The organism is Pseudomonas sp. KT_2_4, from assembly GCF_041410225.1.
GTDB lineage: Bacteria > Pseudomonadota > Gammaproteobacteria > Pseudomonadales > Pseudomonadaceae > Aquipseudomonas > Aquipseudomonas paracarnis.
This window is the reverse complement of the sequence record NZ_CP166962.1, coordinates 1968754-1990713: the sequence shown is the minus strand read 5'-3', so window position 1 is coordinate 1990713 and position 21960 is coordinate 1968754. Positions and strand designations below refer to the sequence as shown.

Annotated in this window: 22 protein-coding genes; 10 read left to right on the top strand and 12 right to left on the bottom strand. The window is 61.8% G+C overall.

Annotated elements, in window-relative coordinates; all coding sequences use genetic code 11:
* Positions 1–6 precede the first annotated feature (6 nt).
* The 5 genes from AB9N64_RS09095 to yegS all read left to right on the top strand — a co-directional run bounded on the left by AB9N64_RS09095 (position 7) and on the right by yegS (position 4182).
* Positions 7–795: a ParA family protein gene (locus tag AB9N64_RS09095; protein WP_014719332.1), complete on the top strand. Its 789-nt coding sequence runs from the start codon at positions 7–9 to the stop codon at positions 793–795.
* A complete protein-coding gene (locus AB9N64_RS09090; protein ID WP_032902451.1) occupies positions 795–1586 on the top strand; it encodes a CheW domain-containing protein in 792 nt (263 codons plus the stop codon). The genes AB9N64_RS09095 and AB9N64_RS09090 overlap by 1 nt, the downstream gene beginning before the upstream one ends.
* A 79-nt stretch (positions 1587–1665) precedes the next feature.
* Positions 1666–2148, top strand: a complete 483-nt coding sequence (locus tag AB9N64_RS09085) for a chemotaxis protein CheW (RefSeq protein WP_003192896.1) — start codon at positions 1666–1668, stop codon at positions 2146–2148.
* A complete protein-coding gene (locus tag AB9N64_RS09080) occupies positions 2149–2541 on the top strand; it encodes a DUF2802 domain-containing protein (RefSeq protein ID WP_014719330.1) in 393 nt (130 codons plus the stop codon). It begins immediately after the preceding gene.
* Between the two features lie 720 nt (positions 2542–3261).
* On the top strand, positions 3262–4182 hold the full coding sequence (yegS, locus tag AB9N64_RS09075) for a lipid kinase YegS (protein ID WP_019818546.1): 921 nt from the start codon (positions 3262–3264) through the stop codon (positions 4180–4182).
* On the opposite strand, the gene AB9N64_RS09070 is transcribed toward yegS, so the two are convergent.
* From AB9N64_RS09070 to AB9N64_RS09060, 3 genes are all read right to left on the bottom strand, one after another.
* Positions 4141–4800: a response regulator transcription factor gene (locus AB9N64_RS09070; RefSeq protein ID WP_014719328.1), complete on the bottom strand. Its 660-nt coding sequence runs from the start codon at positions 4798–4800 to the stop codon at positions 4141–4143. The two genes, yegS and AB9N64_RS09070, sit on opposite strands and share 42 nt — an antisense overlap.
* Complete coding sequence (locus tag AB9N64_RS09065; protein WP_060767608.1) at positions 4797–5690, bottom strand: sensor histidine kinase; 894 nt, start codon at positions 5688–5690, stop codon at positions 4797–4799. Before AB9N64_RS09065 ends, AB9N64_RS09070 begins: the two co-directional genes overlap by 4 nt.
* Positions 5691–5950: 260 nt before the next feature.
* Positions 5951–6397, bottom strand: coding sequence for a hypothetical protein (locus AB9N64_RS09060; protein WP_014719326.1), 447 nt, complete (start codon positions 6395–6397; stop codon positions 5951–5953).
* Between the two features lie 548 nt (positions 6398–6945).
* On the opposite strand from AB9N64_RS09060, the gene AB9N64_RS09055 reads away from it, so the two are divergent.
* On the top strand, positions 6946–7881 hold the full coding sequence (locus AB9N64_RS09055) for a chemotaxis protein CheV (RefSeq protein ID WP_003192887.1): 936 nt from the start codon (positions 6946–6948) through the stop codon (positions 7879–7881).
* A 38-nt stretch (positions 7882–7919) separates the two neighbouring features.
* A complete protein-coding gene (locus tag AB9N64_RS09050; protein ID WP_014719325.1) occupies positions 7920–8726 on the top strand; it encodes an MOSC domain-containing protein in 807 nt (268 codons plus the stop codon).
* Between the two features lie 49 nt (positions 8727–8775).
* On the opposite strand, the gene AB9N64_RS09045 is transcribed toward AB9N64_RS09050, so the two are convergent.
* The 8 genes from AB9N64_RS09045 to AB9N64_RS09010 form a co-directional block, all read right to left on the bottom strand.
* Positions 8776–9060 (bottom strand): pyrimidine/purine nucleoside phosphorylase, encoded by a 285-nt coding sequence (locus AB9N64_RS09045; RefSeq protein WP_014719324.1) that lies wholly within the window; start codon positions 9058–9060, stop codon positions 8776–8778.
* Between the two features lie 198 nt (positions 9061–9258).
* Positions 9259–9801: an exonuclease domain-containing protein gene (locus AB9N64_RS09040; protein WP_019818536.1), complete on the bottom strand. Its 543-nt coding sequence runs from the start codon at positions 9799–9801 to the stop codon at positions 9259–9261.
* Between the two features lie 74 nt (positions 9802–9875).
* The gene (locus tag AB9N64_RS09035) at positions 9876–11759 is read right to left on the bottom strand and encodes an acetyl-CoA carboxylase biotin carboxylase subunit (RefSeq protein WP_371360199.1); all 1884 of its coding nucleotides are present in this window, start codon (positions 11757–11759) and stop codon (positions 9876–9878) included.
* Positions 11760–11868: 109 nt separating this feature from the next.
* Positions 11869–12630, bottom strand: coding sequence for an enoyl-CoA hydratase/isomerase family protein (locus AB9N64_RS09030; RefSeq protein ID WP_019818530.1), 762 nt, complete (start codon positions 12628–12630; stop codon positions 11869–11871).
* Positions 12627–13784, bottom strand: coding sequence for a citronellyl-CoA dehydrogenase (atuD, locus tag AB9N64_RS09025; RefSeq protein WP_032904203.1), 1158 nt, complete (start codon positions 13782–13784; stop codon positions 12627–12629). The genes AB9N64_RS09030 and atuD overlap by 4 nt, the downstream gene beginning before the upstream one ends.
* A 68-nt stretch (positions 13785–13852) precedes the next feature.
* Positions 13853–15466, bottom strand: coding sequence for a geranyl-CoA carboxylase subunit beta (atuC, locus tag AB9N64_RS09020; protein WP_020302545.1), 1614 nt, complete (start codon positions 15464–15466; stop codon positions 13853–13855).
* Between the two features lie 4 nt (positions 15467–15470).
* Positions 15471–16343: an SDR family oxidoreductase gene (locus AB9N64_RS09015; RefSeq protein WP_073454665.1), complete on the bottom strand. Its 873-nt coding sequence runs from the start codon at positions 16341–16343 to the stop codon at positions 15471–15473.
* Between the two features lie 12 nt (positions 16344–16355).
* Complete coding sequence (locus tag AB9N64_RS09010; RefSeq protein ID WP_058410877.1) at positions 16356–18134, bottom strand: acyclic terpene utilization AtuA family protein; 1779 nt, start codon at positions 18132–18134, stop codon at positions 16356–16358.
* 153 nt (positions 18135–18287) lie between these two features.
* On the opposite strand from AB9N64_RS09010, the gene AB9N64_RS09005 reads away from it, so the two are divergent.
* Both AB9N64_RS09005 and AB9N64_RS09000 read left to right on the top strand, forming a co-directional pair.
* The gene (locus tag AB9N64_RS09005; RefSeq protein ID WP_014719316.1) at positions 18288–18911 is read left to right on the top strand and encodes a TetR/AcrR family transcriptional regulator; all 624 of its coding nucleotides are present in this window, start codon (positions 18288–18290) and stop codon (positions 18909–18911) included.
* Positions 18912–19003: 92 nt separating this feature from the next.
* Positions 19004–19792 carry an ABC transporter substrate-binding protein gene (locus AB9N64_RS09000; RefSeq protein WP_014719315.1) on the top strand — a complete coding sequence of 263 codons (789 nt, stop codon included), beginning with the start codon at positions 19004–19006 and terminating at the stop codon, positions 19790–19792.
* A 514-nt stretch (positions 19793–20306) separates the two neighbouring features.
* Here AB9N64_RS09000 and AB9N64_RS08995 read toward each other — a convergent pair.
* Positions 20307–20858 carry an RNA polymerase factor sigma-70 gene (locus AB9N64_RS08995; RefSeq protein WP_014719314.1) on the bottom strand — a complete coding sequence of 184 codons (552 nt, stop codon included), beginning with the start codon at positions 20856–20858 and terminating at the stop codon, positions 20307–20309.
* A 301-nt stretch (positions 20859–21159) separates the two neighbouring features.
* Here AB9N64_RS08995 and AB9N64_RS08990 point away from each other — a divergent pair, with 301 nt between their 5' ends.
* Positions 21160–21912, top strand: a complete 753-nt coding sequence (locus tag AB9N64_RS08990; RefSeq protein WP_020302031.1) for a thioesterase II family protein — start codon at positions 21160–21162, stop codon at positions 21910–21912.
* The last annotated feature ends 48 nt before the right edge of the window (positions 21913–21960 follow it).

The following is a 21960-nucleotide window of genomic DNA, read 5'->3' as shown; positions in this document are numbered from 1 at the left end:
AACCGAATGAGAGTCTGGGCAGTTGCCAATCAAAAGGGTGGAGTCGGCAAGACCACCACTTCCATCGCCTTGGCCGGTTTGCTGGCCGAAGCGGGCAAGCGTGTGGTCGTGGTCGACCTGGACCCCCACGGTTCCATGACCAGCTATTTCGGCTACGACCCGGATGCGCTGGAACATAGCTGCTATGACCTGTTTTTGCACAAGGGCAGCGTGCCGGCGGATCTGCCTGGGCAACTGCTGTTGCCCACCAGCAACGAAAGCATTTCCCTGCTGCCGTCGAGCACCGCCCTGGCCACGCTGGAGCGCCAGTCGCCAGGCCAGAGCGGCCTGGGCCTGGTGATCGCCAAGACCCTGGCGCAGCTGTGGCAGGACTTCGATTACGCGATCATCGACAGCCCGCCGTTGCTCGGCGTGCTGATGGTCAACGCGTTGGCGGCCAGCCAGCAATTGGTGATCCCGGTGCAGACCGAGCACCTGGCGGTCAAGGGCCTGGAGCGTATGGTCAGCACCCTGGCGATGATCAACCGTTCGCGCAAGCAGGCGCTGCCGTTCAGCATCGTGCCGACCTTGTTCGACCGTCGCACCCAGGCGTCCCTCGGCACCTTGCGCGTATTGCGCGATGCCTACCCGGACACCATCTGGAACGGTTACATCCCGGTGGACACGCGCCTGCGTGACGCCAGCCGTGCCGGGCTCACACCGTCGCAGTTCGACGGCAAGAGCCGTGGCGTGCTGGCCTACCGTGCGTTGCTCAAGCACCTGCTGTCGCAACAACTTGTGGCGCAGGTGGCGTGATGAACCGTCCTGTCGAATTCAAGACCCGCCCGCAACTGGCACTGGAATCCTACCTGGATGCCTTGCTGCAGGATGCGACGGCCGAGGAACTGCCAGAACCGATTCTGGTACTTGAGCCTGCTGTCGAACCCGAAAGCCCGCTGGATGAATTCCAGCAGGCGGTGATGGAAGAGCAGGCACGGGATGCGCAGGGGGTGGAGGCGCCCGTGGTGGTGCCGAGCGCCCCGGCAGTGGTGGCGCCGCCGGTGGTCGAACCGCTGGTGGACGTGCACCTGCCGCCCAGCATCACGCCGCCACCGGTGACGGGCGACGGTCGCCCCTCATGGGCGGCCGAGCCGTTCGAGTGCCTGCTGTTCGACGTCGCCGGGTTGACCCTGGCGGTGCCGCTGGTGTGCCTGGGCTCGATCTATTCCCTGGAAGGCCAGGAGCTGACGCCGCTGTTCGGGCAGCCGGAGTGGTTCCTCGGCATCCTGCCCAGCCAGGCCGGCAACCTCAAGGTGCTGGATACGGCGCGCTGGGTGATGCCCGACCGCTACCGCGATGATTTTCGCCAGGGCCTGCAATACGTGATCTCGGTGCAGGGCTACGAGTGGGGGCTGGCGGTGCATCAAGTCAGCCGCTCGTTGCGCCTGGACCCCAATGAAATCAAATGGCGCAGCCACCGCGGCCAGCGGCCGTGGCTGGCGGGCACGGTGATTGAACACATGTGCGCGTTGCTGGATGTCGCCGAACTGGCCGAGTTGATCGCCAGCGGTGCGGTGAAGGCAATGCCACAGAACAAACGCAGTTGATTGAACAATAAGGGCCGTGCGGTTGCGCGGCCTACGTGCACACACGCCGTCGATAGCGGCATTTGAAGGGGTCAGATGAATGAACAAGTCAGCGTCCGCACAAGGTTTGGATGATCCGATCCTGCAATGGGTGACCTTCAAGCTGGACAACGAAACCTACGGCATTAACGTGATGCGCGTGCAGGAAGTGCTGCGCTACACCGAGATCGCCCCGGTTCCAGGCGCGCCAAGTTACGTGCTGGGCATCATCAACCTGCGTGGCAACGTGGTGACGGTGATCGACACCCGCCAGCGGTTCGGCCTGGACACGGTTGAAGTCAGCGACAACACCCGTATCGTGATCATCGAGGCCGACAAGCAAGTGGTCGGCATCCTGGTCGACAGCGTGGCCGAGGTGGTTTACCTGCGCCAATCGGAAGTGGAAACCGCACCGAACGTCGGTAACGAAGAGTCGGCCAAGTTCATCCAGGGCGTGTGCAACAAGAACGGCGAACTGCTGATTCTGGTTGAGCTGGACAAGATGATGAGCGAAGAAGAGTGGTCGGAACTGGAGAGCATCTGATTGTTCCTTGAGGCAGCGGTGATTGTCCTGGCCCTGTTGTGGGCCGGGACCTTGGCGTTTGTGCTGCGCTATGTGCGCCAGCAGCGGGAGTTGGCCTTGCAACAGGCCGAGCGCGATGCGGTGCGTGACCGGCGCATTCTGGAACTGGTCAAGCGCGTTGATCATTACCAGCAAAGTGCGGTGCGGGTGGGGGATGAGGTGCATGAACTGCGTGCGATTCTTGCGCCGTTGCCGGACAGGTTGGTGCAGTTGGAGCAGCGTGATCCGTCGAACCTGTCGTTTGCCCAGGCGGCCAAGCTGGTCGGCATGGGCGCGACGGTGGATGAGTTGACCCAGTCGTGCGGGCTGACCCAGGCCGAGGCGCAGTTGATGAGTAAGTTGCACAAGGGCTGATTCTCGACGCGGCTTGGCCGCCGCAGCGATCAACTGTGGGAGCTGGCTTGCCTGCGATGACGGCCTACCAGCCGACACCTCTCTACCTGACACCCCCGATCCAACTGTGGGAGCTGGCTTGCCTGCGATGACGACCTATCAGCCGACACTTCTCTGCCTGACACCCCACAATCCAACTGTGGGAGCGGGCTTGCTCGCGAAGGCGGCCTGACAGGCGACGCTGTTATAGCGAGTACATATCCATTCCTGCGGTAACGGCCACTTAGGGTTCCGCCCTGACGGCGGCTCACTTTCGAAAAGCGCGAAAGTAAGCAAAGCGCTCTTGCCCCACCACTCGGCACCTCGCTTAGGCTCGGTGTGCCCGAACACAGTCTTGAATCCGTGGGCCGCCGCCACGCGCCATCCATGGCGCGGGGCGGCTAACCCGGCGTCCTGCCGGGTTACCCACGAATTCAAGCCTGCGTTCGGCCAGCGTGGTTTAACGGGGCGCCTGAGATCAAAAGCAGAGCAAGATCAAGATCAAGAGCGGCTCGCTTCGCATCGTGGTTACCGTTGGGTGGCAGATTTGAGGTCTTTGTCGATTGAACCGCCGCCATCGCAGGCAAGCCAGCTCCCACTTCTTGATCTGTGTACTTCAATCAATTTTCTCCAGCCACAGACTTTTCCTGTTCCCCAAAGGTCAACATCCTTCAAGCACCTTGACCCAGGAGATTCTCCCAAATGACCGCCCCCAAAGCCCTGTTGATCCTCCACGGCAAACAAGCCCTCAACGAGGATGTGCGCGCTGCCGTGCTGGCCCGGCGTGAGCAGGGTGGGGAGCTGGCCGTGCGGGTGACGTGGGAGGGCGGCGATGCCCGGCGACTGGTCAATGAAGCGCTGGCCGAGGGGTACACCCATATCATTGCCGGCGGTGGTGACGGCACCTTGCGCGATGTGGCCGAAGCCATGGCCCATGCCAACACCGACGCCAGCCTGGTGCTGATGCCCCTGGGTACCGCCAATGATTTCGCCAAGGCCGCCGGCGTGCCGTTGGAGCCGGCTGGCGCCCTGGCCTTGCTGGATGTGCCGCCCAAGGCGATTGACCTGGGCCAGGTCGGTGGGCAAATCTTCCTGAACATGGCCACCGGTGGTTTTGGCAGCCAGGTCACGGCCAACACGTCCGAAGACCTGAAGAAGGTCCTGGGCGGTGCCGCGTACCTGTTTACCGGTTTAACCCGCTTCAGTGAATTGAAAGCCGCCTACGGTGAATTGGAAGGCCCGGATTTCCATTGGAAAGGCGAGTTGCTCGCGCTGGGCATCGGTAACGGTCGCCAGGCCGGTGGCGGGCATGTGCTGTGCCCCGGTGCATTGGCTGATGACGGGCTGTTGGATGTCAGCATCTTGCCGGCGCCTCAAGAGGTGGTCGGCACGTTGCGTGAGTTGATGAACAACGGCTGGGGCCTGGACACCATGTTCGTGCGCGCACGCCTGCCCTGGGTGAAGATCAAGGTCGCACAAGGCTTGTACATCAACCTCGACGGCGAGCCGCTGGAAGGCGACGACCTGCACTTCGAGGTGCTGCCCAAGGCCCTGCGCGTGCACTTGCCGCTGGGTTCGCCGTTAGTCGTCCAGGCTGATGATCTGCTCACGCACGGCAAATAACACCAGGCCCGCCACGTCAAAAATCTGCAAGCGCTTCATGATCTGCGAGCGGTGGGCTTCGACAGTCTTGATGCTCAGGCCCAGGCCGTGGGCAATTTCGCGGGTGGATTTGCCGCGCACGATCAAGCGCAGGATTTCCAGTTGCCGCGCCGTCAGGCTGTGGCTGTGGGCGACAGGCGCGCTGGGGGCCTGGCTACGGATCAGCGCCTGGTTGATCACTGTGTGGGCGATGGCGGGGCTCAGGTAGCGTTCGTTGTTACGCAGGGCCAGCAGGGCATGTTCCAGCTCGTTGGCGGTGGTGTCCTTGAGCAGGTAGCCGTGGGCACCGGACTCCAGTGCGCGCATGATCAGGTCCGGCTCGGTGTGCATCGACAGAATCAGCACCTTGCACGTGGGGTAAAAACGCTTGAGTTGCTGCAAGGCATCCAGCCCGCCGGTGTGCTTCATCGACAGGTCGAGCAGCACGATATCTGGCTGCAAGGCACTGTATTGCTCCAGTAGTTGCGCGCCATCGCTGGCTTCGCCGATGACGCTGTAGCCGGGAATATCCAGAATCAGCGCGCGCACGCCGGCGCGAATCAGTGCATGGTCGTCTACCAAGAGTAAATTGCAGGTCACTCGAGAACCTTAGGGGCGCTGGCCCGTTCGAGAGCGCGGGGCGCCCAAGGGAAAAGTGCGTTGATGCGTGTACCTTTGCCGGGCTCGCTGCTGACGGAAAAGGTGCCTCCCAGTTGGTGTGTTCGTTCGCACATACCGGCCATGCCCCGTTGGCCTTCCCGGCCCGGATCGGGGGCAGGCAAGAACCCCTGGCCGTCATCGCAGATTATCAACGACAAGCCTTCAGGCAGGCGTTGCAGACGCACCAGCAGGTTGCGAGCCTTTGCATGGCGAAGCATGTTGGTCACCGCTTCCTGAGTGACGCGAAAGGCCGCCACGGCCATTTCTTCGGGGATGCCGGTGAGCCGTTGCTGGCACTCCAGGCTCCAGCACACCTGGGTGTTTTCCAGGGTCTTGAGCAGGTGCGCGCGCAGGCTGGCTTCCAGGCCCAGGCTGGTCAGTTGGCGCGGGTTGAGGATGGCGCAGACGTCACGCACCTTGGCCAGGGTTTCATTGAGCGTATTGCACAGCACCGAACAATGGTTTTGCAGATCCTGGGGCAGGCGGCGCTGCAGCCATTCACTTTGCAGCTTGGCGGCTGTCAGTAGCTGGCCGATGTCGTCATGCAGTTCGCGGCTGAGTCGGTGACGTTCGTTCTCCTGAACTTGCAATAGGCGGGCGGCCAGTTCCTGAGGCTCGAACTTGATGGCTGTGCGCGAACGCCACTGTTGCAGCCCGACCACCATCAGCGTGGCGAGGTTGAGCAGCACGATCAGCAACGGCAGTGGCGCGTCCAGCAGATAGACCCACAGGCTCGCCACCAACGAGCACAGGCATAGCGAAAGGGTAAGGCGGCGTGCGTGGCTGGGGGACACGGACCTGGCGACAAGTGACTTGAAACTGGCGTACATAGCGGATGGAGCCAATGAGGGTTCACTGCGGGGAGGCCGGTTGACCGGGCTCTGTTTGGAGTGCGCTGCCAAATCGTTTTTAAGCCTGTTGAAGTTAAATCACTTCGGGGGGTGCATAGTAACACCCCTATTAGCGTTGGTCGTCTGATTGGGTTTATGACCCACGCGAATACTCTGGGCAGGCACCCCAGAGTTCAACATGGAAAGTTGTATTAACAAAGTTGGTTTGTATCGTTATTGCATTGATAGCTAATTGATATTTATTGTGCGCGCCGATCATGCTGCGGAGTGTATTGGGGGGCTTTTTGCGGGATCTGCAAGCTGACCGCCTCAATCAGCGACGACTGCTCTTCTTCATCCAGACTAAGCTTGCCAGTACGGATATCGATCAGTTCCAGTTGCCAGGCCAGTAGCGTCAAGCAGTCATGCAAGGCATGCAGCGCCTGGTCATGCAATTGCACCGGGCTCACGGCATTGGCAATCAAGTATTGAATCTGCCGAGAGAACTCGCTAATGGCCTGCAATGCGAGGCAGTCTGCGCTCTCGGCGAGCTTGTTCAGGCTGGCTTTCATGCAGTCGATAGCGTCACTGTCGTTTCGAATCAAATGCAGGTGGTTCAAGCACTCTTCTGACCTGATCAGCAGCTTTTCAGCCTCGTGCAGGAACTCGGGAAGTGCAGATTGCCACTCGTTACCGTCGTTCATCATGCAGGTCTCCGCAACGTAGGGTCGGATGATGAGATGTCGCACCGGGTGAATGACGTAAAACTAGCGCTGAAATACGGCTCGGACTTGTAGGTCGATTCTGATAATCCAGTAGGACGTTTAGCGAAGTGCTCACGAAAGTCGTATGTAGCCCCGGTTGTACGGGATGACACGACTTCAGTTGCCGATACGTGAGTGCCTGAAAGGCCCGTGGGCCAAGGGCTGGGGATGGCAAACAAAAGCCTGACTCCATTCATGCAATGAGAATGGCGTCACATTAATGGCTATTAGATATCGCGAATATCAGGTTGGGCCTGATTGCGCATAGGGGAATCCCCTATGTGGTGGAACTGCACGTCAATTCGACTGTCGCGCAAGGCGGCTTGAAAGAGCATCAGGGGCCTAGGCAGTAAAGCATGATGTCAGTGTGACATCAATGGATTTACATGGCATTTTATTCGGGTCAAGGTCCGGCGCTTGCCGCCGATAACGTGCTTATACAGTTGCACACCCTTTCAACGCGCCTGCGGCGTGTACACCAGGAGCTTTTAATGGCCGGCATTCTCGACACGGTAGATCAACGCACGCAATTGGTGGGTGAGAATCGCCTGGAAATTCTCATGTTCCGCCTCTTCGGACGGCAGTTGTTCGCGATCAACGTGTTCAAAGTGCAGGAAGTGCTGCAGTTGCCCAAGCTGACCCTGATGCCCCAGCGCCACCCGTTCGTGTGCGGGGTGGTCAACCTGCGTGGCCAGACCCTGCCGGTGATCGACCTGTCCCAGGCCATCGGTATGCGGCCTCTGGTGCCGGGCCCCAACAGCACCATTATCGTCACCGAGTACAACCGCTCGGTGCAGGCGTTCCTGGTGGGCGGCGTCGACCGCATCGTCAACATGAACTGGGAAGCCATCCTGCCGCCGCCGACCAGCGCCGGTCGCCAGCACTATCTCACCGCCATCAGCAAGGTCGATGAGCAACTGGTGGAAATCATCGACGTGGAAAAAGTCCTCGCCGAGATCGTGCCCTACAACGCCAAGGTCTCCCGGGACAAACTTGAAGACCCGGTGCTGGAGCGTGCCCGTGGCCGCGAAGTGCTGCTGGTGGATGACTCCAACGTGGCGTTGTCGCAGCTGCGTGACACCCTGGGCCAGTTGGGTGTGAAGATGCACATTGCCAGCGACGGCCTCAAGGCATTGAACATGCTCAAGGCCTGGGCTGACAGTGGCCAGGTCATGACCGACAAACTGCTGATGATCTTTACCGACGCTGAAATGCCCGAGATGGATGGCTACCGCCTCACCACCGAGATCCGCAACGACCCACGCCTGCGCGGTCTGTACGTGGTGATGCACACCTCGCTGTCGGGCAGCTTCAATGATTCGATGGTCAAGAAGGTCGGCTGCGACAATTTCCTCTCCAAATTCCAGCCGGACAAGCTGGTGGACGTGGTGCGCCAGCGACTGATGTTGGACGAAATGCCCGCCTGACTTTAGGATGACACTTTGTTTCCTAGGAAGGCAGGCCCATGCTGCGTCTCAGCGCGTTGTACCGTTACCCCTTGAAGTCCGGCAAGGCCGAAACTTTGCAGCAGATTGGGCTGGATAAACTCGGGTTGGACGGGGATCGACGCTGGATGCTGGTGGATGAAGCCAGCGGGCGGTTCCTGACGCAGCGGGCCGTGGCGAAGATGAGCCAGCTCTCGGCGTTATGGAACAGCAGCGGGGGCCTCACCCTGAGCTCGCCGGGCTACGCGCCGCTGGATGTAGCGTTGCCGGGCAGCGCCAGCGAACTGCGCGGTGTGACCATTTGGCGTGACACTCTGCGCGTGCCGGATGCTGGCGATGAGGCCGCGGCCTGGGTCAGCGCGTTCATTGGCAAGCCGACGCGCCTGGTGCAACTGCCCCTGGAACGTGCGCGCACCACCGAAGCCGGTTATGGCAAGGATGACGACAAGGTCGGCTTCGCTGACGGCTACCCGTTGCTGTTGATCGGCCAGGGCTCCCTCGACGACTTGTGTGTAAAGATCGGCCGCCCGATGGAGATGCTGCGTTTTCGTCCCAACCTGGTCATCGAAGGCGCCGAGGCCTTCGCCGAAGACGGCTGGAAGCGCTTGCGCATCGGCGATATGGAGTTTCGGGTGGTCAAGCCGTGTTCGCGGTGCATCCTCACCACCATCGACCCCCAGACCGGTGAGCGCAGCCCCGATCGCGAGCCCTTCACGACACTGGAAACCTACCGCAAGACCGAAAAGGGCGCGATGTTCGGCCAGAACCTGGTCAACGATGGCATCGGGCGCCTGGAAGTCGGCATGCCGGTAACGGTGTTGGAATAAAAAAAGCCCGTCTGGTGGGAGACGGGCTTTTTTGTGTGCCGGGTACCGCTTAGCCGCGGTATTCACACAGGTAGGCGGTGTCCACCGCAACCTTCAATTGGAACTTGCTGTTGGCCGGTACGTGGAACTGACTGCCGGCGGCGAAGGTTTCCCAGTCGCTGCTGTCAGGCAGCTTCACGGTCAGGGCGCCGGAGACCACGTGCATGATTTCACGTTGGGCGGTGCCGAATTCGTATTCACCCGGAGCCATCACGCCGATGGTCGCCGGCCCTTCTGCGGTGCCGAAAGCGATCGACTTGACGGTGCCGTCGAAGTACTCGTTGACTTTGAACATGGGTGAATCCTCGGAAAAAGGTCAAGACTTACGCCAACCACTGTAGGAGCGAGCTTGCTCGCGAAAAACCTGAGAACACCGCGTTAAAGCTGAGGCGCTGCGTTATCGTTGGCGACCTTCGCGAGCAAGCTCGCTCCTACAGGTGGGCAGCATCAACGGAAATTGGCTGGCCAGTATGCCCAAGGCTGCAAGCGCTGCCTAGACCGGCAAAATCAGTGGCAGCAGGCGCGCGGTGTTGCGTGCATCCTCCAGGGCGCGATGCTGCTGGCCATTGAACTGCATTCCGGCCAATTGCAGCGCACCATTGAGCCCCAGCGGCTTGTCCAGGCGCCGGGCCTTGGCAAAGCGTTGCTTGAGGTTCACATGCGGCGTGTCGCCCAAGGCGCTGGCGAGGCCATGGCGCTGCCACTCCAGCTCAAGCTGCACGCGATCATAGTCACCCCAGCTGGCCCAGCCTTCCAGGCGTGGCTGATGTTGGCCCAGCCAGCGCTCGAACAGCGGCCACACCTCGGTGATCGGCGCGGCCATGTCGATATTGGCCTGGGTGATATGGGTGAGTTTGCGGCAAAAGGGTGTCAGCAATGGCCGGCGCAAGGGCCGCACAAAGCGCTGGAAGTGGTCCAGTTCGCGGCCCTGGCGGTTGACCAGGCTGGCACCGATCTCGATGACTTCCATCTCCGTCACGGGCCAGCCGCCGTCATCCGTTGTGGCTTCAAGGTCAATAATCAGCCAATGAGGCATGTGCAGGTTCCCGTACTCGTCCCTTCCTGATGGGGATAGAGCGTAGCCCGGCCCTGTAGTTCCGCCTAGGGGCGTTATTCGATCTCCAGCAAAACCTGACGGTTGCGCACCTGATCGCCCGTCATGACGCGCATCTCCTTGACGGTGCCATCGATGCCGGCCTTCAACGGGTGCTCCATTTTCATCGCTTCGAGCACCAGCAACAGTTGGCCTTTGCTGACGGCCTCACCGACGCACACCCGTATATCGACGATGGCGCCGTCCATGGGCGCCTGGACCGTACCGCTGCTGGCGTCGGCCTGGCGGCTGGCGACTTGCTGGGTGCGGTCGGTGACGGTCAGCCCTGGCAGCCATAGCCGGTTGCCGTCCAGGTGATAGGCGATGCGGCGGCGGATACCGTTGATGACCAGGCTGGCGTGGCGGCTGTCGGTGGTGAGTTGCAGGTCGTCAACGCTGACACTGTGGAGTTGGCCGTTGACCTCCAGGCGGTACGTGGCGGGGACACTCGCCGTGTTGCGCCAGCGCGCGAGTGTTTGGGGGTGCTGGTTGGCGCTGAGTTGATAAAACAGCGCGGCGGCCAGCGAGAGCTGTTCAGCGGTCGCCGTCTGCTGTGAGATGACGCTGAAGTGTTCGGCGATCAAGCCCGTGCTGAAGTCGCCGTTGATAAAGTCCGGGTGCTTGAGCAGGTCGATGAGCAAGCGCTGATTGGTCGCTACCCCCAGTAATACACTGTCTTCCACGGCCCGCAGCAGTTTTCGCCGGGCTTCTTCGCGGCTGGCGCCGTGGGCGATGATCTTGCCCAGCATTGGGTCGTAGAACGGGCTGACGGTTTGGCCTTCAAGCAATCCATGGTCGATGCGTACGCCGGGGGCTGGTTCCCAACGCAACACGTCGCCGGTTTGCGGCAGGAAACCCTGGGCCGGGTCTTCGGCGTACAGGCGCACTTCCATGGCGTGGCCGGTCAGGGTCACCTGTGATTGGGTGAGTGGCAGCGGTTGGCCGGCGGCGATCTGCAACTGCCAGTCCACCAGGTCGAGGCCGGTAATCATCTCGGTGACGGGGTGTTCGACTTGCAGGCGTGTGTTCATTTCCAGGAAATAGAACTGGCCGTTGCGGTCGAGCAGAAACTCCACGGTGCCGGCACCTACATAGTTCACCGCCCGCCCGGCCTTGAGCGCGGCTTCGCCCATGGCTTGGCGCAGATTGGGCGTCATCACGGGGCAGGGCGCTTCTTCAATGACTTTCTGATGGCGGCGCTGGATCGAACAGTCGCGTTCGCCGAGGTAGATGAGGTTGCCATGGCGGTCGCCGAACAGTTGCACTTCCACGTGGCGCGGGTCGATCAACGCCTGTTCGAGGATCAGCTCGTCGCTGCCGAACGCATTCATGGCTTCCGAGCGTGCGGTGCGCAGTTGCTCCAGCAGCTGTTCGCGCTGATGCACCAGACGCATGCCTCGTCCACCGCCACCGGCGCTGGCCTTGATCATCAGCGGGAAGCCGATGCGTTCGGCTTCCTGTTGCAGGGTGGCATCGTCCTGGGCGCTGCCTTGGTAGCCGGCGATGCAAGGTACGCCGGCGTCGAGCATGGCGAGTTTAGCCAGGCGTTTGCTGCCCATCAGTTCGATCGCCTCGACGCTGGGGCCGATGAAGGTGAGCGTGGCCTGCTGGCAGGCGCGGGCGAAGTCGGGGTTTTCCGAGAGGAAACCGTAGCCGGGGTGAATGGCGTCGGCGCCGGTCAGCTGGGCGGCGGCGAGGATGGCCTCTGTGTTCAGGTAGGACTGGTGGACGGGCGCCGGGCCGATGTGTACGGCTTCGTCGGCCATCTGCACGTGCAGGGCGTCGGTATCCGCGTCGCTGTACACGGCCACGGTGCGGTAGCCGAGGGCCTGGGCAGTGCGCTGGATGCGGCAGGCGATTTCGCCGCGGTTGGCGATCAGGATCTTGCTGAATGCGGGCATTGGGTTATCCCTTGATGAATGTGGCGTGTGTTGGGGCCTCTTCGCAGGCAAGCCAGCTCCCACATTTGAACTGTGTTCCCCTGTGGGAGCTGGCTTGCCTGCGATGGCGTCATCGAGACCAACTCGGCTTTCGCTTCTGCACAAACGCCTGCGTCCCCTCAACCCCTTCCTCACTCCTCACCGCCTCGGCAAACCACTGCGCCCCGCGATCCAGCACGGTCTCAAGGGGCTCATCCACACTGGCCAACAACAAGGCTTTGGTTCGTGCATTGGCCCCCGGCGCACACTGCAACACCTGCCCCAACACCTCATCCACCCGCTGCGCCAATGCCTGGGCGTCGTGCTCGACAAAATGCACCACCCCCAACCGCCCAGCCTCAATCCCATCAAACCGCGCCGCCGTCAGCGCCAGGCGCCGCGCCTGGGTCAAGCCAATACGCTTGACCACAAAGGGCGCAATCTGCGCCGGCAACAAGCCCAGGCGGGTTTCCGGCAAGCCGAATTGCGCCTGGCCCTGTGCAATCGCAATATCACTCACGCACGCCAGCCCGAACCCACCGCCCAGCACCGCGCCTTGCAGCACCACGATCACCACCTGCGCCAGCGCCTCCACCTCTTGCAGCAAGGTCCCAAACGCGCGGTTCAACGCTTGCAGTTGATCCCCCGCGCCGACCAGATCCTTCACATCGGCCCCCGCACAAAAATGCCCGCCCGCGCCGCTGATCACCACGGCGCGCACCTGGCTGTCCAACTGCGCCAGTACCGTACGTAGCTCCTTGACCATTTCAAGGCTCATCGCATTGCGGCATTCAGGCCGGTTGAGGGTGACGTGGAGCACGCCGTTGTGGGCTTCGAGCAGCAAGGTGTTCATGGCTTTTTACCGGGCAGGGTGCCCATCAGTTTGCAGATGATGCCCAGCATGATTTCGTCGGCACCGCCGCCAATCGACACCAGGCGCACGTCGCGATAGGCGCGGGCCACCGGGTTGTCCCACATGAACCCCATGCCGCCCCAATATTGCAGGCAACTGTCGCTGACCTCACGGCCCAGGCGCCCGGCCTTGAGCTTGGCCATGGAGGCCAGTCGCGTGACGTCCTGGCCTTTGATGTATTGCTCGGTGGCCTGGTAGACCAAGGCGCGCAGGCATTCGATTTCGGTGGCCAGTTCCGCCAGGCGGAAGTGGATCACCTGGTTGTCGATCAACGCCTTGCCGAAGGTCTGGCGCTCCTTGCAGTATTCGATGGTGCTGTCGATGCAGTACTCCAGGCCCTTGATCATATTGGCCGCGCCAAACAGGCGTTCCTCCTGGAACTGCAACATCTGCATCATGAAGCCCGCGCCTTCGTGGCCGATGCGGTTGCGTTGCGGCACGCGCACGTCGTCGAAAAACACCTGGGCGGTCTCGGAGCTGTGCATGCCGAGTTTTTCCAACGGCGGGCTGACGCTTATGCCGGGGCTGTTCATCGGCACCATGATCAGGGATTTGTTGATGTGCGGCTTGTCGTCCGAGGTGTTGGCCAGCAGGCAGATGAAGTCAGCGCTGGGCGAATTGGTGATCCACATCTTGCTGCCATTGATCACGTAGTCGTCGCCGTCCTTGCGCGCATGGGTCTTGAGCCCGGCCACGTCGGAGCCGGCGGCGGTTTCCGAGACGCCGATGCAGCCCACCTGTTCGCCGCTGATGGCCGGGCGCAGGAACTCTTCGCGCAGTTCATCGGAGCCGAAGCGCGCCAGGGCCGGGGTGCACATATCGGTCTGCACGCCGATGGACATGGGGATGCCGCCGCAGCGGATGGTGCCGAACTCTTCGGCGGCGACAATGGAGTAGCTGTAGTCCAGGCCCATGCCGCCGAATTTTTCCGGTTTGGAGATGCCCAGCAGGCCGAGGTCGCCGGCTTTGCGGAAGATCTCGTGAATGGGAAAGCGCCCGGCTTTTTCCCATTCATCCACGTACGGGTTGATCTCGCGGTCGACGAAGGCGCGCACGGTGCGGCGCAGTTCCTGGTGTTCCTGGGTGAAGATCATTTTTATTGTTCTCCCTGTTGGGACGCGGAGCGTCCTGGTTTGCATTCCCACGCGGAGCGTGGGAACGATCAGCGCGCCACGCCGAAGGTGTTCGGTTGCAGTTGCCGCAGTTCGGCTTCGTGACAGATATCCAGCAAAAAACCGAGCAAGGTGCGGGTGTCCCGTGGATCAATCAGCCCGTCGTCCCACAGGTTGGCGCTGCCGTAGAGGGCGGTGGACTGGCTGTCGAGCTTCTGCGCGGTGACCTGTTCGAGCATGTCGAGCACTTTGGGGTCGGGCACCAGGCCGTCCTTGAGTTGCTTGGCCTCGGTGACAATGCGCAGCACCTTACCGGCCTGTGCGCCGCCCATCACTGCCGTGCGGCTGTTGGGCCAGGCGAAGATAAAGCGTGGGTCGAGGCCGCGGCCGCACATGGCGTAGTTGCCGGCACCGTAGGAGCCACCGACCACGATGGTAAGTTTAGGCACCCGGGCATTGGCCACCGCCTGGATCATCTTCGCGCCGTGCTTGATTACCCCTTGCTGTTCCGACTCGGTGCCCACCATGAAGCCGGTGGTGTTGTGCAAAAACAGCAGCGGCGTGCGGCTTTGGTCGCACAGCTGGATAAACTGCGCGGCCTTGCTCGCGCCCTTCGGCGTGATGGGGCCGTTATTGCCGATCACTCCCACGGCGCGCCCCTGGATATGCAGATGGGCACAGACGGTGTGGGGGTCGAACTCGCCTTTGAATTCCAGCAGGTTGGAACCGTCAGCCAGGCGCGCCAGGATCTCGCGCACGTCGTAGGGTTTTTTCGGGTCATCGGGGATCAGCCCCAACAGCTCTTCAATCGGATACAGCGGTTCGCGATAAGCGCGTTGTGGTGCGTGCGGCAAGCGATCATTCCAGGGCAGCAGGCCCACAATTTCACGCACGATGCGCACGCCGTCGGCATCGTCTTGGGCCAGGTACTCAGCGGTGCCGGCGGTTTGCGCGTGCATCTGCGCACCCCCCAGTTCTTCATCGGTGGCGACTTCGCCAGTGGCGGCCTTGAGCAACGGTGGCCCGGCGAGGAACAGCTTGGCCTTGCCGCGCACCACCACCACGTAATCCGACAGGCCCGGCTGATACGCACCGCCGGCCGTGGCCGAGCCGTGCACCACGGTAATCTGCGGCAAGCCCATGGCGGACATGCGGGCCTGGTTGGCAAAGCTGCGCGCGCCTTCGACGAAAATCTCGGCGGCGTAGTTGAGGTTGGCGCCGCCGCTTTCGGCGAGGGTCACCACCGGCAGTTTGTTCTCCATGGCGATCTGTTGCAGGCGCAGAGATTTCTTCAGCCCGGAAGGGGAAATGGTGCCACCTTTGATCGCGCTGTTGTTGGCCACCACCAGCATGCGCACGCCGCTGACATAGCCGATGCCGGCGATCAGCCCGCCACCGGCGGCGCTGCCGTCCTTGTCGTCGTGGAGCTTGTAGCCGGCCAGGCTGGCCAGCTCCAGGAACGGCGCGCCGGGGTCCAGCAGCAGGTTGAGGCGCTCACGGGGCAGCAATTGGCCGCGCTTGTCGAACTTGGGCTTGGCTTCCTGGGCCTTGGCCAGCAGGGCGTGTTCCAGTTGGCGCAGTTGGGCGATGCACGCCAGCATGGCTTCACGGTTTTGCGCGAAGGCTGGGCTGTCAGGGTCGATCAGGGTTTCAATGACTGGCATGGCGTTATTGCTCCGCCTTGAGCACATCCGGTAGATAGGCGCGGTGGAACCCATTGAACGGCTCGCTTGGCGCCTGCGCCTTGTGCAGCGGCCATGCGCGGCTGCCCAGGCTCGCGGCGCCGTCGATGCGCAGGGTGCTGCCGCTGATAAAGGCCGCAGCCGGGCTGAGCAGGAAGACGATGGCCGCGCTGACTTCCGACTCGGTGCCGATGCGCTTGAGCGGCACATGCTCACGCAGGGTGGGAATCACCGCCTTGAAGGCGCCTTCGTAGGTGTCCATGCCGCTGGAGGCAATCCAGCCAGGCGCCACGGCGTTGACGCGCACCCCGGCATAGCCCCACTCAAACGCGGCGGTCTTGGTGAAGTTGTCCATGCCGGAGCGCGCCGCGCCGGAGTGGCCCATGCCGGGCATGCCGCCCCACATGTCGGCGAGCATGTTGACGATCGCGCCACCGTGCTTGCTCATCGACTGGTTGAACACTTCCCGCGCCATCAGGAAACCGCCCACCAGGTTGGTGCGCAGTACGGTTTCAAAGCCCTTCTGATTGATCGCGGCCAGTGGCGACGGGTATTGGCCTCCCGCGTTATTCACCAGGCCATGGATGGGGCCGTGGTCGTGCAGGATCTGCGTGACCAGCGCTTTCACCGCCTCTTCCTCACGAATGTCACAGGCATGCCAATGGGCCACGCCGCCATCTTCAGCAATTTCCGCCGCGACCTTCTGCAGTTTTTCTGGCTTGCGCCCCACCAGGATCACGCAGGCACCAAGGGCCGCCAGCTCATGGGCGGTGCAGCGGCCAATGCCACTGCCGCCTCCGGTGACAATCACGGTTTGCCCCTTGAACAGGTCGGCTTTGAAGATCGAGTCGAAGGCCACGGCGACGGTCCTTTAGGTGAGTTGGTCGGCAATGTGTTGCGGCACGGCGATGGGGATTTCCAGCAGTTGCTGAGCGAAGGCTTTGCCTTGCGGGTCGATGCGCAGGCTGGCGATACCGCCGCCGCCCAGGGCATTCTCCAGCAGGAAATTCAGGCTGTGGCTGCCGGGCAAATACCAGCGTTCGACGCGGCCATGGATCGGGTCGAGCACGTGGTCCATCCAGTCGACGATTACCTCCGGGGTCAGGGCTTCGGCGATCCACGGCAGGTAGTCAGGGTGGCGAGCGATCACGCCGATATTGCTGTGGTTGCCCTTGTCACCTGAGCGCGCCACGGCGAGTTTCACCAGCGGCACACTGGCATCGGCACGGCCCTCCGGCTTGGCCGGCTCGATGGGCACAGCCGGCGTGAGCAGAGGCGCGGAGGCGGGCAGCTCGACGGCATGACGTTGGTCTTGGTACTCGATGGCGACGCTACACCGTGATTTGTCGACCAGGAACGAAAACAGCCGAATCAGCGGATACACCGTCGGCCGCCCGCCCACAATGCCGGTCAGCCCCGGTGCCATGCCGGTGGCCGCCTGGGCGATCTCGCGAGCGAACAGTACCAGCGCCTGCTTGTTCGGATGCCGCACCGCCAGCTTCACCACCACTTCGCGGCAATCCGCACGCCGGGCGTGGGCGCCGTAGGTGGCTTCGCTGCCGAGCAGTTCGATGTTGACGTCGGTGTAGGGCGCCCAGCCGCGCTGGCTGAACAGCTCCGAAGTCTTGTTGATGAGCGCCTGGCTGACCCGCTCGGCCTTGGCCACCGCGTCGATGCCAGCGAGCAGGCAACTGGCGGTGCAGCGAAAGCCATCGGGGTAGGTGGCGCTGACCTTGTACTGGTCGGTGGGTGGCAGGCCCTTGGCGCCGTGCAGGCGCACCGCGTGTTTGCCTTGTTGCTGCAGTTTGACCTGGCTGAAATCGCAGATCACGTCCGGCAGCACATAGGCGCGCGGGTCACCGATTTCATACAGCAGTTGTTCGGCCACGCTGAGTTCGCTGATCAGCCCCCCGCTGCCTTCGACCTTGTTGACGGTGAACTGGCCGTCGGCGCTGACTTCGACGATAGGGAAGCCGATGTGTTCGTAGTCGGGCACGTCACGCCAGTCGGTGAAGTTTCCGCCGGTGCATTGGGCGCCGCATTCGATGATATGCCCGGCCAGGGCGGCCTGGGCCAGGTGATCGTAGTCCTGCCATGACCAATTGAATTCATGCACCAGTGCCGCGCTGACCACTGCGCTGTCGACCACCCGGCCGGTGATGACAATATCAGCGCCGAGTCCCAGGGCCTGGGCAATGCCCGGTGCGCCGAGGTAGGCGTTGGCGGACACGCACAGGGGCGGCAGCGGGGCGCCGTTGTACAGGTCGGTGACAGGTGGCAGCTGTTTGAGTTGAGGGTGCAGGTCATCGCCGAGCAACACGGCGATTTTCAGCGGGATGTGGGCGTTATCGCAGGCCGCTTGCAGGGCGGCGGCGCAGGCTTGGGGGTTGATACCACCGGCATTGCTGATCACCCGGATGCCCTGGCGCTGGATATCCGCCAGCAGGGGCGTAAGCACCTCGACAAAGTCCGTGGCGTAACCGGCCTTGGGGTCTTTCAGGCGGGCACCGGCGAGGATCGACAGGGTGACTTCCGCGAGGTAATCGAACACCAGGTAATCCAAGGCACCGCCCTGCACCAATTGGGCGGCGGCGGTGCAGGTGTCGCCCCAGAAGGCGCTGGCGCAGCCGATACGTACCGTCTTGCTCATGAGAAATCCTTCCTCCAAGGGCTGGTGCCGAGACTACCAAGCAAGCGCTTGGTTTGTAAACTCCAGTCACAAGTTTTACCCAAGCGCTTGCTTGGGTGGCAGTCACCGCCTAAATTGCCGGCCAAGACGACAGTAGACGTGAAGGAGAGCAGCATGGATGAGCACAAAGCCCTGGGGGTGATGCGCACCATGGTCGACAGTGGCCAATTGACCGACCCCGAGAGCGCCCGCGGCAAGTTGCTGCAAACCGCGGCTCATCTGTTTCGCAACAAGGGTTTCGAGCGCACCACCGTGCGAGATCTGGCCAGCGCCGTGGGCATCCAGTCCGGCAGCATCTTTCATCACTTCAAGAGCAAGGATGAGATATTGCGTGCCGTGATGGAGGAAACCATCCATTACAACACCGCGATGATGCGCGCTTCACTGGAGGAGGCGAGCACGGTGCGCGAACGCGTGCTGGCGCTGATCCGCTGCGAGTTGCAGTCGATCATGGGCGGCAGTGGCGAGGCCATGGCGGTGCTGGTCTACGAATGGCGCTCGCTGTCGGCCGAAGGCCAGGCGCACGTGCTGGCCCTGCGTGACGTGTATGAGCAGATCTGGTTGCAGGTACTGGGCGAGGCCAAGGCCGCTGGCTACATCCGGGGCGATGTGTTTATTACCCGGCGCTTCCTCACCGGGGCCTTATCCTGGACCACCACCTGGTTTCGTGCCCAAGGCAGCCTGACCCTTGAGGAGTTGGCCGAAGAGGCCTTGTTGATGGTGCTGAAGTCGGACTGAGGCGCAAGTTATTAATTTGCTGGCGAAAGTTGTCTCCCCCAGTAAAAACGCCTAGCTTATCGGCATTGAACTCTTCAACGGTGTGTGCCTCGATGTTTTCGCCATGGCGGCTGGCTGCAGGACTTACTTTATGGGCACTGGGCACCGCCGCGTGGACGCAGGCTGGTGCCGCGCAGTTGGTGAGAATCGGCGCGGCGCATTTTCCGCCCTACACCGTACGCCCTGAACAAGGCGCCGACACCGGGTTGCTGCCGCAATTGGTCGAGGCGTTGAACGCTGCGCAAACCGATTACCAGTTTGTGGTGGTGCCTACCTCGATACCTCGGCGTTTTCGTGACTTCGAGCAAGGCCGGGTCGACATGGCGATCTTCGAAAACCCGTCCTGGGGTTGGCAGAATATTGCCCATACCAGTGTTGATATGGGGCTGGAAGATGCGGAGATTTTTGTCGCTCAGCGTCAGCCCGGTCGCGACCAGAGTTATTTTTCCGACCTCACCGGCAAGCGCCTGGCGGTATTCAGCGGGTATCACTATGCCTTTGCTGACTTCAATCCCGATCCCAAGAACATGGCCGAGCGTTTCAACGCGACGTTGACCTACTCCCATGACAGTAATCTGCTGATGGTTGCTCGTGGGCGTGCAGATATTGCGCTGGTTACCCGCTCGTACCTGAGTGATTTCATGGTGCGCAACGCGGACATGGCGGGGCAGTTTTTGGTGTCGGAGCGTATTGACCAGGTGTATCACCACTACGCGTTGTTGCGGCCAAAGACACCGATCACGGGGGAGGCGTTTTCGGCGTTGCTCAAGGGGCTACGCAGCAGTGGGCAGATGCTGAGGATTTTTGAGCCGTATCGTATTGATGTGACGCCACTGCCCTAGATCGCAGTAAATAAGATCCTTTGGGCTCAGTGGGGTCAACTGTGGGAGCTGGCTTGCCTGCGATGACGGCCTGCCAGCCGACACCTATCTACCTGACACCCCACAATCCAACTGTGGGAGCGGGCTTGCTCGCGAAGGCGGCCTGACAGGCGACACAGTTGGATTGTGTACATATCCATTCCTGCGGTAACGGCCACTTAGGGTTCCGCTCTGACAGCGGCTCACTTTTGAAAGGAGCCCAAAAGTAAGCAAAAGGCTCTTGCCCCACCACTCGGCACCTCGCTTAGGCTCGGTGTGCCCGAACACAGGCTTGAATCCGTGGGCCGCCGCCACGCGCCATCCATGGCGCGGGGCGGCTAACCCGGCGTCCTGCCGGGTTACCCACGAATTCAAGCCTGCGTTCGGCCAGCGTGGTTTAACGGGGCGCCTGAGATCAAGATCAAAAGCAGATCAAGAGCGACTCGCTTCGCATCGTGGTTACCGTGGGCCCTTACCCAGAATGTCCTCGCTGTGCTCAAACCCGCCGCGCAAACGTATCGCTATGACTGCCCGACACCTTGCGGCAATGCACCAGCGCATCGCGAATCATAAAGTTCACCAAGGTCGGCGACACCCCAAGCTCCTTGGCGATGTCTTTTTGCGGCACGCCATGCAAGCGGTACATCTCGAACGCGTAGCGGGTGCGCTGGGGCAGTTGCGTCAGGGCGTCGGCGATGTTTTCCAGGGTGTTGAAATTGATGTGCGAGGTTTCCGGTGAAGCGCCGTGAATAACCACATTCAAGCCTTCCTCTTCGGTCCCGGAGTATTTGAGCTCCAGGGCCTGCTTGCGGTAATGATCGATCGCCAGGTTGCGCACGATCTGAAACAGATAACTCAGTTGGGCCTTGAACGATGAGGTGATGGTCGGCGCCGACTGCAGCCGGAAGTAGGCGTCCTGCACCACGTCTTCGGCGCGTGAGCGGCACCCGGTGATACGGGCCGCGATCTTCACCAGAATCAGTCGATTGTCGACGAACGCCTGGAGAAGGGGTGAATCGCACCTGCCTGTGGATACTGGTTCCGTCATGGAAATCACCTTGCTGCGAATAGGTTAGGGGAGGGCATCCCTGCTGAGGCCTCCTACATATCGGGCAACAAATTATGCTTAATGATAATGATTGTCAAATGAGAAGGCGAACTAATCTTATGCCTTGGGCAAAGGTGTGAACCACGTCTCGCTCGCCCCCGGCGACTAATTATTTGAAGGCTCCGTCCGTTCTCATGGGTGACAGGTTCGTTAGTACAACGGCCAAGGATCAGCACCCGCAGGAGGACCAGATGGGTTTTTATCGTGCATTCAGCGTGTTTCAGTTCGGAGTCCTCGCGGGATGAGTACGTCCCTGCGGCTGCGCCTGTTTTGCCTGCCCCACTCAGGCGCCAGCGCCTCGGTCTACGCTCGCTGGCGCCGGGTGCTGCCGGACTGGCTGCAAGTGTGCCCGCTGGAATTGCCGGGACGCGGCATGCGCATGGACGAGCCATTGCAGCGCGATATCAAGGCCTTGGCCGCGCAGCTTGCTGAAGAAATCAGCCGTGATCTCGATGGCCCCTATGCCTTGTTCGGCCACAGCCTTGGCGGGCTGTTGGCGTTTGAATTGGCCCACGCTTTAAACGCACGCAATCTGCCTGCGCCGCTGGCGTTGTTCGCGTCCGGCACGGCGGGCCCGGCGCGTCGTGATGTGAGCGAGTACGCCGTCGAAAAGACCGATGCCCAACTCATCGCCCGCCTTCGTGAGTTACAAGGCACCGCCGAGGAAGCCCTGGCCAACCCCGAGTTGATGCAACTGATGTTGCCGATCCTGCGCGCCGATTTTCTGCTGTGCGGCAGTTTCACCTATGGCGAGCGCCAGCCCCTGGCGCTGCCGATCCATGTGTTCGGTGGCAAGCAGGACAGCGTGCGTGCCGACCAGTTGCTCGACTGGCAACTCGACGCCGCCAGTGGGTTTTCCCTGGACATGTTTGACGGCCATCACTTCTTCCTCGTGCAGCACGAAAGCGCCGTGCTGCGCTGCGTGCGTCGCTATGCCGACGAGCACTTGGCGCGCTGGCGCATTGGCGCGGCGCGGCAGCTCGTCGCCGGCTGACCTCCACCGACTTCCCGAATTTCCCGTAAGCCGATTTCAGGCAGGAAC